Origin of the sequence: Herbaspirillum sp. (assembly GCF_035644555.1) — a bacterium.
In the GTDB taxonomy this organism is placed as follows: domain Bacteria; phylum Pseudomonadota; class Gammaproteobacteria; order Burkholderiales; family Burkholderiaceae_D; genus Herbaspirillum.
In genome coordinates, this window is the sequence record NZ_DASQOH010000008.1 from 1 (window position 1) to 13,961 (window position 13,961).

The 13,961-nt window shown below is 62.1% G+C and carries 16 protein-coding genes; 3 read left to right on the plus strand and 13 right to left on the minus strand.

The genetic code is table 11. From position 1 onward, the window contains the following. From VE092_RS03285 to VE092_RS03310, 6 genes are all read right to left on the minus strand, one after another. Positions 1-695, minus strand: a 695-nt coding sequence (locus tag VE092_RS03285) for an ABC transporter ATP-binding protein (protein ID WP_324873819.1), incomplete at its 3' end; no start/stop codon positions are given. Positions 696-853: 158 nt separating this feature from the next. Further along, a complete protein-coding gene (locus tag VE092_RS03290) occupies positions 854-1,621 on the minus strand; it encodes an ABC transporter ATP-binding protein (RefSeq protein ID WP_006464705.1) in 768 nt (255 codons plus the stop codon). Between the two features lie 15 nt (positions 1,622-1,636). Next, positions 1,637-2,851, minus strand: a complete 1,215-nt coding sequence (locus tag VE092_RS03295; RefSeq protein ID WP_324873821.1) for an ABC transporter permease subunit — start codon at positions 2,849-2,851, stop codon at positions 1,637-1,639. A 46-nt stretch (positions 2,852-2,897) separates the two neighbouring features. Beyond that, positions 2,898-3,827 carry a branched-chain amino acid ABC transporter permease gene (locus VE092_RS03300; protein WP_324873823.1) on the minus strand — a complete coding sequence of 310 codons (930 nt, stop codon included), beginning with the start codon at positions 3,825-3,827 and terminating at the stop codon, positions 2,898-2,900. A 610-nt stretch (positions 3,828-4,437) separates the two neighbouring features. Beyond that, positions 4,438-5,406, minus strand: coding sequence for a 4-hydroxy-3-methylbut-2-enyl diphosphate reductase (ispH, locus tag VE092_RS03305; protein WP_324873825.1), 969 nt, complete (start codon positions 5,404-5,406; stop codon positions 4,438-4,440). A 59-nt stretch (positions 5,407-5,465) separates the two neighbouring features. Next, entirely contained in the window at positions 5,466-5,921 is a 456-nt protein-coding gene (locus VE092_RS03310) for an FKBP-type peptidyl-prolyl cis-trans isomerase (RefSeq protein WP_324873827.1), read from the minus strand. A gap of 181 nt (positions 5,922-6,102) precedes the next feature. Between VE092_RS03310 and radC the strand changes: the two genes are divergently transcribed. The 3 genes from radC to rpmG all read left to right on the plus strand — a co-directional run bounded on the left by radC (position 6,103) and on the right by rpmG (position 7,412). Then, positions 6,103-6,777 carry a RadC family protein gene (gene radC, locus VE092_RS03315; RefSeq protein WP_324873885.1) on the plus strand — a complete coding sequence of 225 codons (675 nt, stop codon included), beginning with the start codon at positions 6,103-6,105 and terminating at the stop codon, positions 6,775-6,777. A 206-nt stretch (positions 6,778-6,983) separates the two neighbouring features. Further along, positions 6,984-7,220, plus strand: coding sequence for a 50S ribosomal protein L28 (gene rpmB / locus VE092_RS03320; protein WP_006463730.1), 237 nt, complete (start codon positions 6,984-6,986; stop codon positions 7,218-7,220). A gap of 24 nt (positions 7,221-7,244) precedes the next feature. Beyond that, complete coding sequence (gene rpmG, locus VE092_RS03325; RefSeq protein ID WP_006463731.1) at positions 7,245-7,412, plus strand: 50S ribosomal protein L33; 168 nt, start codon at positions 7,245-7,247, stop codon at positions 7,410-7,412. A gap of 334 nt (positions 7,413-7,746) precedes the next feature. Here the strand turns inward: rpmG and VE092_RS03330 are convergent, their stop codons facing one another. The 7 genes from VE092_RS03330 to VE092_RS03360 all read right to left on the minus strand — a co-directional run bounded on the left by VE092_RS03330 (position 7,747) and on the right by VE092_RS03360 (position 13,955). Then, complete coding sequence (locus tag VE092_RS03330) at positions 7,747-8,943, minus strand: DesA family fatty acid desaturase (RefSeq protein WP_324873831.1); 1,197 nt, start codon at positions 8,941-8,943, stop codon at positions 7,747-7,749. Positions 8,944-9,025: 82 nt separating this feature from the next. After that, positions 9,026-10,384 (minus strand): mechanosensitive ion channel family protein, encoded by a 1,359-nt coding sequence (locus VE092_RS03335; RefSeq protein ID WP_324873833.1) that lies wholly within the window; start codon positions 10,382-10,384, stop codon positions 9,026-9,028. Positions 10,385-10,408: 24 nt separating this feature from the next. Further along, positions 10,409-10,987 carry a phospholipase D family protein gene (locus tag VE092_RS03340; RefSeq protein WP_324873835.1) on the minus strand — a complete coding sequence of 193 codons (579 nt, stop codon included), beginning with the start codon at positions 10,985-10,987 and terminating at the stop codon, positions 10,409-10,411. After that, positions 10,984-12,243, minus strand: coding sequence for an RsmB/NOP family class I SAM-dependent RNA methyltransferase (locus VE092_RS03345; protein WP_324873837.1), 1,260 nt, complete (start codon positions 12,241-12,243; stop codon positions 10,984-10,986). Before VE092_RS03345 ends, VE092_RS03340 begins: the two co-directional genes overlap by 4 nt. A 63-nt stretch (positions 12,244-12,306) precedes the next feature. Then, positions 12,307-12,918, minus strand: coding sequence for a phosphoribosylglycinamide formyltransferase (gene purN, locus VE092_RS03350; RefSeq protein WP_324873839.1), 612 nt, complete (start codon positions 12,916-12,918; stop codon positions 12,307-12,309). Between the two features lie 127 nt (positions 12,919-13,045). Next, positions 13,046-13,564 carry a barstar family protein gene (locus VE092_RS03355; RefSeq protein ID WP_324873887.1) on the minus strand — a complete coding sequence of 173 codons (519 nt, stop codon included), beginning with the start codon at positions 13,562-13,564 and terminating at the stop codon, positions 13,046-13,048. Next, positions 13,560-13,955: a ribonuclease gene (locus VE092_RS03360; RefSeq protein WP_324873841.1), complete on the minus strand. Its 396-nt coding sequence runs from the start codon at positions 13,953-13,955 to the stop codon at positions 13,560-13,562. The genes VE092_RS03355 and VE092_RS03360 overlap by 5 nt, the downstream gene beginning before the upstream one ends. Positions 13,956-13,961: the final 6 nt, after the last annotated feature.

Genomic DNA, 13,961 nt, shown 5'->3' on the forward strand with positions numbered 1-13,961 from the left:
CGTGGATCATCCAGCATCTGCTGCGCCTGGCCCTCCATGGTGATCAGGCCGGACTCCATCACGTAGCCGCGATGCGCCGCTTCCAGCGCCAGCTTGGCGTTCTGTTCCACCAGCAGGATGGTGATGCCCTGGGCCGACACATTGCGGATCACTTCAAAGATCTTCTCCACCATGATCGGCGACAGGCCCATCGAAGGCTCGTCCAGCAACAGCAGCTTGGGGTGGCTCATCAGCGCGCGCGCCATGGCCAGCATCTGCTGTTCACCACCCGACAAGGTACCGGCCATCTGCGCCGCCCGTTCCTTCAATCGCGGGAAGACCTCGAACCAGCGGTCGATGTCGGCCTGGATCTGGCCCTTGTCATTGCTGGTGTAGGCACCCATCAGCAGGTTTTCCTGAATGCTCATGCGCGTAAATACGCCACGGCCTTCCGGCACCATCGCCAGCTTGTCCTTGACCAGCTCGAAGGACTTCTTGCCCTTCAGCGGATTGCCCAGGTAGTAGATGTGACCATCCACGCGGCTAGCAGGCAGCGTGCCGGTGATGGCTTTCAGGGTGGTAGTCTTGCCGGCACCGTTGGCACCGATCAGGGTCACCAGTTCGCCTTCGTTGACTTCCAGCGCAATACCCTTGACGGCCTGGATGCCGCCATAGGCCACGCTCAGTTGTTCGACTTTGAGGATGTTCGTTGTCATGTTTTTTGCTCTCGCTAGCTGCTTGGAGGCTGTACTGAAATCAATCAACTACCGTTCGGGCTGAGTAGGCCATTCATGGCCGTATCGAAGACGCGCCTGCGCCGCTACTCAGGACGAACGGTAAGCGGCTGCGCAACCGATTTCGAGGCCGCCATTAGTTAATGTCCCGCGCCCAGGTAGGCTTCGATCACCGCCGGGTTCTTCTGTACGTCGGCCGGCACGCCCTCGGCAATCGGCTTGCCGTAGTCCAGCACCGTGATGCGGTTGCACAGGCCCATCATCAGCTTCACATCGTGTTCGATCAGCAGGATGGTCCGGCCGTCGGCCTGGATCTTCACCAGCAGCTCGCGCAGGCCCAGTTTCTCGGTGGCGTTCATGCCGGCTGCCGGTTCGTCCAGCGCCAGCAGTTGCGGGTCGGTGGCCAGGGCACGAGCGATTTCCAGGCGACGCTGGTCGCCGTACGACAGGTGACGCGCCGTGCGCTTGGCGAACTGGCCGATGCCCACGAAGTCCAGCAGTTGCTGCGACTTGGCGCGGATCGCCGCTTCCTCGTCACGGGCCGCCTTGTGGCGGAACACCGCACCAAACACGTTCTGCTTGGTGCGCACGTGGCAACCGACCATCACGTTTTCCAGCACGGTCATCTCGCCGAACAGGCGGATGTTCTGGAAGGTACGGGCGATGCCGGCCTTGGCCACTTCGTGCGGGGCGCTGGGCGAATACGGCTTGCCGTCCAGCTCGAAGCTGCCGGTGTCCGGTTGGTACAGGCCCGTGATGACGTTGAAGAAGGTGGTCTTGCCGGCACCGTTGGGGCCGATCAGGCCATAGATCTGGCCGCGCTCGATGGTGATGCCCACGCCGTTCAGGGCTTGCAGGCCGCCGAAACGCTTGCTGACGTCGCGGATCTTGAGCAGTGTCTGTGTCATGTTCTGTGCTCCAGCTTAGGCTTTGACTTCGCCGGTCGTGCCGACTTTGGTATGGTCCACTTCGGGACGGTCTTCATGGCGCGGCGAGGGCCACAGGCCCGCCGGGCGGGTCAGCATGATGACCACCATGGCCAGGCCGTAGAGCAGCTGGCGCAGCACTTCGGCATCGATCCAGACACGGCCGAAAATGGCCATCTGCAGCGGCTCCACCACGTGGCGCAGCACTTCCGGCAAGGCCGCCAGGATCACGCCACCCAGCACCACGCCGGGGATGTGACCAATGCCGCCCAGCACCACCATGGCCAGCACGGCGATGGATTCGGTCAGCGAGAAGGATTCCGGCGACACAAAACCCTGGAAGGCGCCGAACATGGCACCGGCCACGCCACCGAAGGAGGCGCCCATGGCGAAGGCCAGCAGCTTGACGTTGCGGGTGTTGATGCCCATCGCCTTGGCGGCGATCTCGTCTTCGCGGATCGCCACCCAGGCACGGCCCAGGCGCGAGTCCTGCAGGCGGGTCGAGAAGAAGATCACGAAGATGCACAGCACCAGGAACAGGTAGTAGTAGGCATTGACCGAGGGCAGGCTCATGCCGAAGACCTTCACCATCGAGCCCGAACCGGGTTCGCCGGCCAGCGACACGCCAAAGACGCGGATCGGGTCGATCAGGTTGATCCCCTGCGGGCCGTTGGTGATGTTGACCGGCGCGTTCAGGTTGTTCATGAAGATACGGATGATCTCGCCGAAGCCCAGGGTCACGATGGCCAGGTAGTCACCGCGCAGCTTCAGGGTCGGTGCCCCCAGCAGCGCGCCGAAGATGGCGGCCAGCACGCCCGAGATCGGCACGATCAGCCACAGCGAGAGGTGGATGCCGTTCTGCACGATCTGCGGACCATACAGCCAGACCAGGAAGTTGCCGACGTCAGGATAGGTATTGACGAAGGACTCGATCACCGCCGCGAACTGCGGCGAGGCCAACAGGCCGGCGGTATAGGCACCGATGGCGTAGAAGGCGATGTAGCCCAGGTCAAGCAGGCCGGCGAAGCCCACCACCACGTTCAGGCCCAGGGCCAGCATGATGTAGAGCAGCGCCATATCCATGATGCGCACCCACGAATTGCCGAAATGCTGGGCAATCATGGGGAAGATGATCATCAGCGCCAACAGCGCCAGCAGGCTGATGCGCGCCTGCTGCGGGTTGCGCTTCATGTCGAAGGTCATGAGAGCCATAGTGTTCTCTTCCGATTCTCTAAGTTCTGTTTTTAACTTCTAAGTCTTAAGCCCGGTCCGCCACGCGCTCGCCCATGATCCCGGAGGGGCGCAGGGTCAGCACGATGATCAGCACGATGAAGGCGAAGATGTCCTGGTAGTTGCTGCCCAGGAAGTTGCCGGTCAGGTCGCCGATGTAGCCAGCGCCCAGGCTTTCGATCAGACCCAGCAGGATGCCGCCCAGCATGGCGCCGTAGATGTTGCCGATGCCACCCAGCACCGCTGCCGAGAAGGCCTTCAGGCCGGGCACGAAGCCCATGGCGAACTGTGCGGTGGAATAGTTGGCTGCCCACATCACGCCGGCAATCGCCGCCAGGGCCGCGCCGATGGCGAAGGTGACGATGATGACGCGGTTGGCGTCCACGCCCATCAAGCCGGCGATGCGCGGGTTCTCGGCGGTGGCGCGCATGGCGCGACCCATCTTGGTCTTTTCCACGATCAGCACCAGTCCGATCATGGCGGCCAGCGCCAGGATCAGCAGCATGATCTGGGTCGGCGAGATCAGGGCACCGGCGATGTGCACCGGGTCGGAGGGCATGACCTGCGGGAATGGCAGGGGGCTGCGGCCCCAGATCATCATGGCGAAGGTCTGCAACAGGATCGACACGCCGATGGCGGTGATCAGCGGCGCCAGGCGCGGTGCATTGCGCAGCGGGCGGTAGGCGATGCGTTCGATCAGCAGACTGACCACGATACACACCGGGATTGCACCGACGATGGCGATGATCAGCTTGACGATGCCCGGCAGGTCCGGGGCCACCTGCTGCACCAGTTTGAGCAACGACAGGCCCACCATGGCCCCTACCATCAGGATGTCGCCGTGGGCAAAGTTGATCAGGTTCAGCACCCCGTACACCATGGTGTAGCCCAGGGCGATCAGTGCGTACATGCTGCCTAGCACCAATCCGTTGATGATCTGCTGGATGAAAATGTCCATGAATAACTCTTCGATCTAAATTGAAACAATAAAAACACGCAGGTCTGCACCAAAGCGGACACCGCGCGAAAGCATGTCGATTAGCAAAATCCGTTCCCGGCGTTCGGGATAGCGTTATCACCCTTCATATAAAAGGCGATAGCGCACCGTCGAAACAGTCGTCGAATTCAGGAGGAAATGAAGTGGGGATCAGCTGCTGTCGCCGCCAGGGCGACGGCGGCTGGACCAGGAAGCGCCACCGGAGCGGCAACTGGGCGGCCGGGACCGGATGCACCGGCGCGCGCCGGTAGGCAGATGGACTTGCATGGTGGTGTCTCCCTGTCTCTGGTTGCGCCGCATTTGCGGCGCTCCGCCCTCTTTGGAGAGGGCTTGCGCGGGAGCCGCCTTTTGGGCGGCGTGTCGATAATGGTGCGGAATTATACGCAGAAGCGGCCAACAATCGCGCACAAACAATCGGCTGTTACACAAGAAATCGCGGTAAGACCATTGAACAAAGGTGTAAGTCTGCAACAGCGTCTGGCGAAACGCACCGCCAAGAAAAAAGGCTTGCATAAGCAAGCCTTCCGTGTGGACTGGCGGCGCCCGGGCGACCCGCCTGGGGCGCTCAGGCTCAGTGGTTCTCGGCGACGGCGCCCCGTGCGCCCAGGCCCTTGGGCAGGGGGAAAGTGACGTTTTCCTCGATCCCCTCCAGCACACGGACGCTGCGGGCACCGATTTCCTTGATGCGATCGATCACGGCCTGCACCAGCACTTCCGGGGCGGAGGCGCCGGCAGTGACGCCGATGCGCTGGCGGCCGCTGATCCATTGCGGATCGATCAGGGCGGCGTTGTCGACCATGAAGGCCGGTACGCCCTTCTTTTCGGCCAGTTCCCGCAGGCGGTTGGAGTTGGAGCTGTTGGGACTGCCCACCACGATCACCACATCCACTTGCGGCGCCATGAACTTCACGGCTTCCTGGCGGTTGGTGGTGGCGTAGCAGATATCGCCCTTCTTGGGTTCGGAGATGGCCGGGAAGCGCTCGCGCAGGGCGGCGATGATCTCGGCCGTGTCGTCCACCGACAGCGTGGTCTGGGACACATAGGCCAGCAGCGCCGGGTCGGCCACCTGCAGGCGCGCGACATCATCCACCGTTTCCACCAGATGCATGCCGGCCTCGGTCTGGCCCATGGTGCCTTCGACCTCGGGGTGACCGGCGTGGCCGATCATGATGATCTCGCGCCCTTCGCGGCGCATCTTGGCCACTTCCATGTGCACCTTGGTGACCAGAGGACAGGTGGCGTCGAACACGGTCAGGCCGCGTTCGGCCGCCTCGGCCTGGATCGCCTTGGACACGCCGTGTGCCGAGAAGATGACCGTGCTGCCGGCCGGCACGTCGGCCAGTTCCTCGATGAACACTGCGCCCTTGGCGCGCAGGTCATTGACCACATAGGCGTTGTGCACGATCTCATGGCGCACATAGATGGGGGCGCCGAACTGCGCCAGGGCGCGTTCGACGATCTCGATGGCGCGGTCCACGCCCGCGCAGAAACCACGGGGCTGGGCCAGCAGGATTTCGGATTCGGCTTTAGCCATGGTCATGGTAATTCCCTTGATTCTTCAAAACATCGCGAGCGCAGTATCGCCAATTATCGAGGCGCTTACAGGATTCCTATGATTTTCACCTCGAACTTCAGCGTCTGCCCGGCCAGCGGGTGATTGAAGTCGAAAATTGCGCCATCATCATCCATTGCACGCAGGATGCCGGCGAAGCGGCCGCCACCGGGGGCGGCGAAGTCCACCAGGTCTCCGATGCGGTACTGCTCGTCCATGGACGAGTTCTCGTCCAGCGTGGCACGCGAGATGCGCTGGACCAGTTCATCGCTGCGCTCGCCGAAGGCCTGGTCCGGCGCCAGTTCGAAGGTCTGGTGCGCACCTTCCGGCAGGCCCAGCAGGCAGGCTTCCAGGAAAGGGGCCAACTGGCCCTGGCCGAATTGCAGCGTGGCCGGGTTTTCGTTGAAGGTGCTGACGATATCTTCCCCCTCCAGCGAAGCCAGGCGGTAATGCAGCGTGAGATAGGCGTTTTCGGTGACGACGGGGACGGATGGGCTGGACATGACAGGTATTCGAAGGTGCACTGGAACCCGCTATTGTAAGCCACGTTGGACCGGCGCGCCGCTGGAGGCTTCATGGCGGTGAGGTTCCACATGCAGTTCCCTGCCCTGTCCTTGCGCCTGCGCAAATCCGCTCCCCCGTGATCTTCATTTCATCTTCTTAGAGGAGCACAACGACATGAGCATGACCCTGACAGACTGGCCCAAGGACCAACGGCCACGCGAACGCCTGATCCAGCATGGGCCGACAGCCTTGTCGGACGCCGAACTGCTGGCAATCTTCCTGCGGGTGGGCATCCCCGGCAAGAACGTGATGGACCTGTCCCATGGACTGCTGCAGCGCTTCGGCACCCTTGATCAACTCTTCGATGCCGCCCACAAGAACAGCGACCTGGGCGACGGCCTGGGTCCGGCCAAATGCAGCCAGTTGCGGGCGGCGCTGGAACTGTCGCGGCGGGTGATCCACGAACAGTTGAAGAAACGATCGGTCATGAACTCCAGCCGCGCCGTGGGCGACTACCTGAAGCTGATGTTCAAGGGCAAGGAACGTGAAAGTTTCGTCGCCCTCTTCCTCAATGTACGCGGTCACCTGATCGGTACCGAAGAATTGTTTCGCGGCACGCTCAATCATTCTGCGGTCTACCCGCGCGAAGTGGTCAAGGCGGCGCTGCGACACAATGCCGCCTCGGTGATATTGGCCCACAACCATCCTTCGGGCGACCCTGAGCCCAGCACGGCCGACCTGGACCTGACGGCCGGTCTGCAGGAAGCGCTGGAGATGGTCGGTGTGGAACTGCTGGACCACTTCGTGGTGGCCGGAACACGCCTTCACTCCTTTGCCGACCACGGCCAGCTGTAGGGCCGGGCCTGGCAGATCGGCCGCAAACCCGCATGGGACAAGGCCTGCACCGGGTCGAATCGGCTCGGCGGATGAACCGGCGTGCAAATTGTTAAATTATCCAACCGCTTAAAGACACAATTGTTTTGTGCAAGTCATTGAAAAACCTGAGTTTTTTCCATATACTCTCGTTTTTCCCAAATTCGGAAATTTTTAAGGAGTCTCACATGGCACGTGTCTGCCAAGTCACCGGGAAGGGGCCGATGGTCGGCAACAACGTTTCCCATGCAAACAACAAGACCAAGCGTCGTTTCCTGCCCAACCTGCAGAATCGCCGCATTTTCGTCGAATCCGAGAACCGTTGGGTTTCGCTGCGTTTGTCCAACGCCGGCCTGCGCGTGATCGACAAGATCGGCATCGATGCCGTTCTGGCCGATCTGCGTGCTCGTGGCGAAAAAGTCTAATTAGCAGAGTAAAGGAAATCTATCATGGCGAAATCCGGCCGCGACAAAATCAAACTGGAGTCGACCGCAGGTACTGGTCACTTCTACACCACCACCAAGAACAAGCGTACTACGCCCGAAAAGATCAGCATCATGAAGTTCGATCCCAAGGCGCGCAAGCACGTCGAATACAAGGAAACCAAGATCAAGTAATTGATCCGGTCTCTGGGTATTCCAGTAAAAACCCGCAGAGCGATCTGCGGGTTTTTTATTGCCCGGCGCCGGTGGCCCTCCCCTCCACCATCGAAGGAAGCACTGCTTTTCCTGCGCGGCAGTGGACTCAAGGCTGCCAGACCAGTTGGCCATCCGCCATTGGACGCTACGTCCACGCCCCCCCTTGCCGGGGTAAGCGGCGCGAAGACCGCTGCAGCCCCTGACCCGGCGCGGACGATTGTTCATATCCCTGACAGGCGCCCAAAGAAAAAATCCCCGCAGATCGCTCTGCGGGGATTTTTCATTCACATCCCGGCTGACCGGGCCTCAAAAATCACGCATAGCTGCGCAGGCGCAGGGCGAAGTCGCGCAGGGCCTTCACACCGGAGGCTTCGGCACGGGCGCACCAGTCCTGCAGTTGCTGCAGCAGCTGTTCGCGGGTCGAATGCGAACGCTCCCAGATGGCGCTCAATTCAATGCGCATCTCGTGCATGGTCTGCAAGGCCTTGCTGTGGGCGAACAGCTCCGACAACTGCTGCTTCTGACCATCTTCCAGACGACCCGGCTCGCGCTGCAGCAGCTTCTTGGACGACTTCAGGAAGCGCGATTCCAGTTTGGCCTTCTCGATCAGGTGGTCCAGCTCGTCCTTCCAGGCGCTCTTGAGCGAACGGGCATACTTGGCCGTCACGTCGTAACGGTTGGAAATGACCGATTGCAGCGTATCCAGGTCGATCACGGACTTCTGGCGGTCGAACTTGGGCACCGGCGCCACTTTCTTGACCTTGGCCAGGCCGAAGGTTTCCAGGATGCGGATGTACATCCAGCCGATGTCGAACTCGTACCACTTGGCCGAGAATTTGGCCGAGGTGCCAAAGGTATGGTGGTTGTTGTGCATTTCCTCGCCACCGATGATGATGCCGATCGGGAACAGGTTGGTGGCGGCATCGTTGCAGTCGTAGTTGCGGTAGCCCCAGAAGTGGCCCAGGCCGTTGACCACACCGGCTGCCCAGAAGGGAATCCAGGCCATCTGCACGGCCCAGACGGTCAGGCCGATGGCGCCGAACAGCAGCACGTCGATGATCAGCATGATGCCCACGCCCTGCCAGCCGTATTTGCTGTAGATGTTGTGTTCCAGCCAGTCGTCGGGGGTGCCGTGACCGAACTTCTCCATGGTCTCGGCGTTCTTGGATTCATTGCGGTACAGCTCGGCACCCTGCCACATCACCTTGTTGATGCCGCGGGTCTGCGGGCTGTGCGGGTCTTCCTCGGTCTCGCACTTGGCGTGGTGTTTGCGGTGAATGGCGGCCCATTCCTTGGTCACCATGCCGGTGGTCATCCACAGCCACAGACGGAAGAAGTGGCTGGGGATCGCGTGCAGTTCGAGCGCGCGATGCGCCTGGCAACGATGCAGGTAGAGAGTCACGCCCACGATGGTGATGTGGGTCATCACCAGGGTGTAAATGACAATCTGCCAACCGGATGCATGCAGCAGGCCGTTGGCGACAAAGTCGAGGATCGCATCAAGGGTCATCAGTACAACTCCAAATAGAAAACAACTATCGGACTACAAAACAGGATTATTACTTGTTCCGTGAAAATGGTTTTATTTTCTTTTAATTGCCGGGCATTGTACGCGAATTCTGCGGCTCTGGGCCATCAGGAATTTCCTGGCGCGTACTTTGGCGGAAGCTGCGCTCATCCATGATGCGAATGTCGCGCTTGGGATGGGCCACCTGGATGCCATGTTGCTTGAAGGCCTTCCAGATCGCCCGGTTGACATCCGACAACACATTGAGCCGGCCGTTTTCCGGGTCCGTGATCCAGAAGCCCAGCTCCAGGTCCAGCCCGTCGGCGCCGATCTTGATCAGGAGGGCATGCGGCGCGGTCTGCTGGGATACCCGCTCTACACCAAGTGCGGCCTGCTCCATGATGGACAAGACCGTTTCCACATCGTCCTGGTACAGAATTGTAAGTTGTGTAGACAAACGTACAATGCGATGGGTCAAGGAATAATTCTGTACCGGATTGGAGACAAATAGTTCATTGGGCAACACGGTCTCGATGCCATCCAGGCCTTCCAGGATGGTGTAGCGCGAATTGATCTGGGTGACGCGGCCAAAATATTTCTCCACTGCAACCATGTCACCGATGACCATGCTGCGTTCCAGCAGGATCACGAAACCGGACACGTAACTGCTGGCGATCTTCTGCAGGCCCAGACCGATCCCCACGCCGAGCGCGCCACCGAAGACCGACAGCACGGTCAGATCGATCCCCACCAGCGACAGGCTGACCAGGAAGGCGATCAGGATCAGCAGGGCGCGGGCCATGCGGGCCACCACGGTGCGCAGCGAGGAATGCATGCCGCTGAACTTCATCAGCCGGTTCTCGAGCACGGTGCCAATCCACAGCGCGATGATCAGCGTCACCAGGACCGAGACCGCCCCTTGCAGCATGGTCAGCAGCGAGACCTTGTGGCGCGCCAGCGGCAGCGTGGTGCTGTCCAGGTAGTCGACGAAGTCCGGCCACAGCCCGGTGATCCACAGCACCACGCACAGCCACACCAGCAGCGCAATCACCTTTTCCGACAGGTGCAGCAGCGCCCCCACAGTGGCGTCCTTGACGAAGATCCCGCGCAACACATAGAACACGAAACGCATCGCCACCTGGGCCACGGTCAGGGGGAACATGATTTCCCACAGGGAGACCGCATGGCCACCGTGCTTGAGGATGAAATAGGCCGCCGTCAGCAGACCCAGCGCCAGCAGCGGCGAAAGCACACGGGCGAAGCTCTTGACGCCGATCTGCATCACCAACGACTGCGCCTGCTGGTCGCCCGGCAGCACGAAACGGGCACGCAGCCAGCGCGACAGCGCAATACCGCCCAGCAGGCAGAGCGCAATCACCACCAGCTGACGCAACAGGTCGACCGGGCTGGGATCAGTAAACAGGGACAGGAAATGGTCGGTCATCGGAGGCGACTCTCGCAGATCAGCTCAGGGCACCGCTTCGGCGTCCTGCCGGTGCCGCTGCCAGTTGGCCGCATAGCGGGCCGCCAGGGGCGGATTCTTGCCCAGCACCAGGATGTTCTCGGCGTTCTTGTGCTGAGCCGACCAGGTGAAGTTATAGCTGCCGGTGATCACCGTGGCCGAGGCCAGGCCGGCATCGATGACGATCACCTTGTTGTGGGCGTTGCGGTAGTCGGTTTCCAGCCAGACCGGAATGCCGGCGCCACGCAGCTGGCGCAGGCGGTCGTTGGCGTTCTTGTCCAGCTGCCCGCCATCCATGAGCACGCGCACATCGATGCCGCGCTTGCGGGCAGCCACCAGAGCGTCGGTGATGGGCCGGCTGGTCAGCAGATAGGCTTGCACCAGGATCTGGCGACGGGCGCCATCGAGCTGGCCGACGATCAGGCCTTCGATGTCATCCCAGGGCGCGAAGGCGGACTGGATCGTCCCCTGCGCGGCCATGACCGGCGGGGGTGGCAAGGCCTCCCTGGCCTGGACTCCGGTGGCCACCAGCAGCGCGGCCAGCAGCCAGCGCCCCGGCACCACCGCGGACGACGGCCGCATCATGCCGCGCGGCGCTCCAGCACGGCCGCAAAGAAGCCATCGGTCTGATGCAGGTGCGGCAGCAACTTCAGGTAGTCGCCCATGTCCAGCGCGATCTTCTGCTCGGCCAGGACCTCGCTCATCGGACGCAGGATGAAATCCGGGTGCGACTGCAGGAACTCGGCGATGACTTCATCGTTCTCTTCTTCCAGGAAGCTGCAGGTGCCATACACCAGGCGGCCCCCCGGGCGCACCAGACGGGCCGCGCTGGCCAGGATGGAGCCCTGCTTGGCGCGCATCTCGCCCAGGGTTTCCACGGACTGGCGCCATTTCATGTCGGGGTTGCGACGCAGCGTGCCCAGGCCGCTGCAGGGGGCGTCGACCAGTACGCGATCGAGCTTGCTGGCCAGACGCTTGACCTTGGCGTCGTTCTCGTGGGCGATCACCACCGGGTGCACGTTGGACAGGCCACTGCGCGCCAGGCGCGGCTTGAGCTTGGCCAGGCGCTTTTCGGACACGTCGAAGGCATACAGGCGGCCGGTATTGCGCATCAGCGCGCCCAGTGCCAGGGTCTTGCCGCCGGCGCCGGCACAGAAATCGACCACCATCTCGCCGCGTTTGGCGCCGACGATCTGCGCCAGCAGCTGGCTGCCTTCATCCTGCACTTCGATGGCGCCGTCCTTGAACAGCGGCAGGTTCTGCAGCGCCGGTTTCTTGAACACACGCAGGCCCAGCGGTGAATACGGGGTCGGCTCGCAGGCTACCGGGGCCTTGGCCAGTTCGGCGATGACGGTGTCGCGATCGGCCTTGAGGGCGTTCACACGCAGATCCAGCGGGGCCGGGCGGTTCATGGCATCGGCCAGTTCCAGGGTGGCCGCCTCGCCCATGCGGGCCACCAGCTTGTCCCACAGCCAGGGCGGCAGGTTGCTGCGCATCTGCGGCGCCAGCTGGGTACGATCGATCTGGGCCACACGCTCCAGCCATTCGGCCTCGCCTTCCTGCAGGCCGGCGATGGATTCGGCACCGACAGCATCGGCCAGGCCCAGCAGGGCCAGGCGGCGCATCATCGGACCGCTGCCGGACTCGGCGAAGTTGGTCAGCACCGTCTTGTTGCGCAGCAGGCCATAGACGGCCTCGGCGATGACGCCGCGTTCGCGGCTGCCCAGGCGCGGGTTGTCGCGGAAATAACGCGACAGCGTCACGTCGGCCGGGCCGGTGAAGCGCAGCACTTCGCGCAGCAGTTCTTCGGTATGGGGAATGATCGCGGGAGGCAATCTCATGCTAGGTCCTTCAGTTTCAATTCAAGAAAAGTGATGCGCAGGCCGGCCCGGCCGGCAGGCAATTCAGGCCGCGCCCGTCAGGCGCACACGGGCGCCCTCCAGTGTCAGGCGGCCCTCGATGAACCAGCGCACGGCGCGCGGGTAGATCGCATGTTCCTGTTCCAGCACGCGCTGGGCCAGCGTTTCCTCGCTATCCTCTTCCAGCACCGGCACGGCCGCCTGGGCCACGATGGGGCCGTGGTCGAGATCGGGCGTGACGAAATGCACCGTGGCGCCATGCAGCTTCACGCCGGCGGCCAGGGCCTGCCGGTGTGTCGCCAGGCCCGGGAAACTGGGCAGCAGGGACGGATGGATGTTGAGCATGCGCCCCTGATAGTGATTCACGAAAGGCGCCGTCAAAATGCGCATGAAGCCGGCCAGGACCACCAGGTCAGGGGCAAACGCATCGATGCGATCGCGCAGTGCGGCGTCGAACAGATCACGCGTGGGATAGTCGCGATTGGCGACGACGGCGGTGGCAATACCGTGGGCGGCGGCGAATTCCAGTCCGCTGGCATCAGCGCGGTTGCTGATGACGGCGGCGATTCTGGCCGGCCACCGCTCGCTCTGTGCGGCACGGACGATGGCTTCCATGTTGCTGCCACGTCCGGAAATCAGGATGACGATGCTTCTCATGGGGTCGCATTGTACCTGCTGCCGGGCTCGGCGCCGCCGTTTTTCACGATGTGAAAGGGCGGGCGTGGCGTAAATGATTTATCCGGATTCGCCGGAGTTGCCGTAGATGCCGTAGATGCCCGGAAATTTACTGGAAGGAATAGAACACCCTGAACGGCACCTTCTTTTCCGCCCAGTAATCGGCGGCGTCGCGGAATACGTCGAGCAGGGTTTCGCGCGCTTCCTTGTCGAACTTCTGGGTATTGGGCAGTTGCTCCAGCACCACGACGAAACCGATCTGCTTGCCGGCCTTGTGGGTGAGGTCGGTCAGGCAATCGTGCAGGGCATCGAAGTTCTTGCCGAAATGCCGGGGAAAGTGGAAGGCGCTGGCGATGGTGCTCAGTACCTGCTGCTTGGTCACGGCCTCGGCGCAATAGGCGTAGAGAAAATGCTGCTGCAGATGCGCGGCCTCCTGCTGCAGTTCATTCACGCGGAAGGCGCGAATGGACTGCACGATATTGGGCGGCACCGTTTTGAACAAACTCATTTTCCCTTCAGTATCCATAGGCGGGGTTGTGTGGCTGTCGTGGTTGAACTGGCTGACCTGGGCTGAGGCGCTTGCTGTGGCGGGGCCGGCGCCCTGCCCTGCTGCCTGACCACGATCAATCTCGAATCCGGCGGAAGCTCTTGTAATGATCGCTGGTGTAATAGTATTCGCCGGAAGACATCGGGTCCCCGCCGCTGATGATGCGACGGGCGCCGCGATTGCGGGCACGCGGCGTCTTGACGGTGTATTCGCGATAATACCCGCGCTTTTGCCTGGGCAAAACCCCTTCGTAATTGCCGAAGACGGCACCATCCTTTTCATAGGGGAAGGGGCCGCCCTGGCGGATCAGGGCCATGGTCTGCTGGGCCTCGCGCGGCAGCTGGTCGAGATTGACCTCCGGCAGCCCGCCGGGCGCCGGACCGCGCGCCTGCACCGGGGCGGCCAGCATCAGCGCCGTGAGCAACACCAGCCAATAGCGGGTGAATATCGAGGAAATGAATCGGGCTCGCATCTGCAT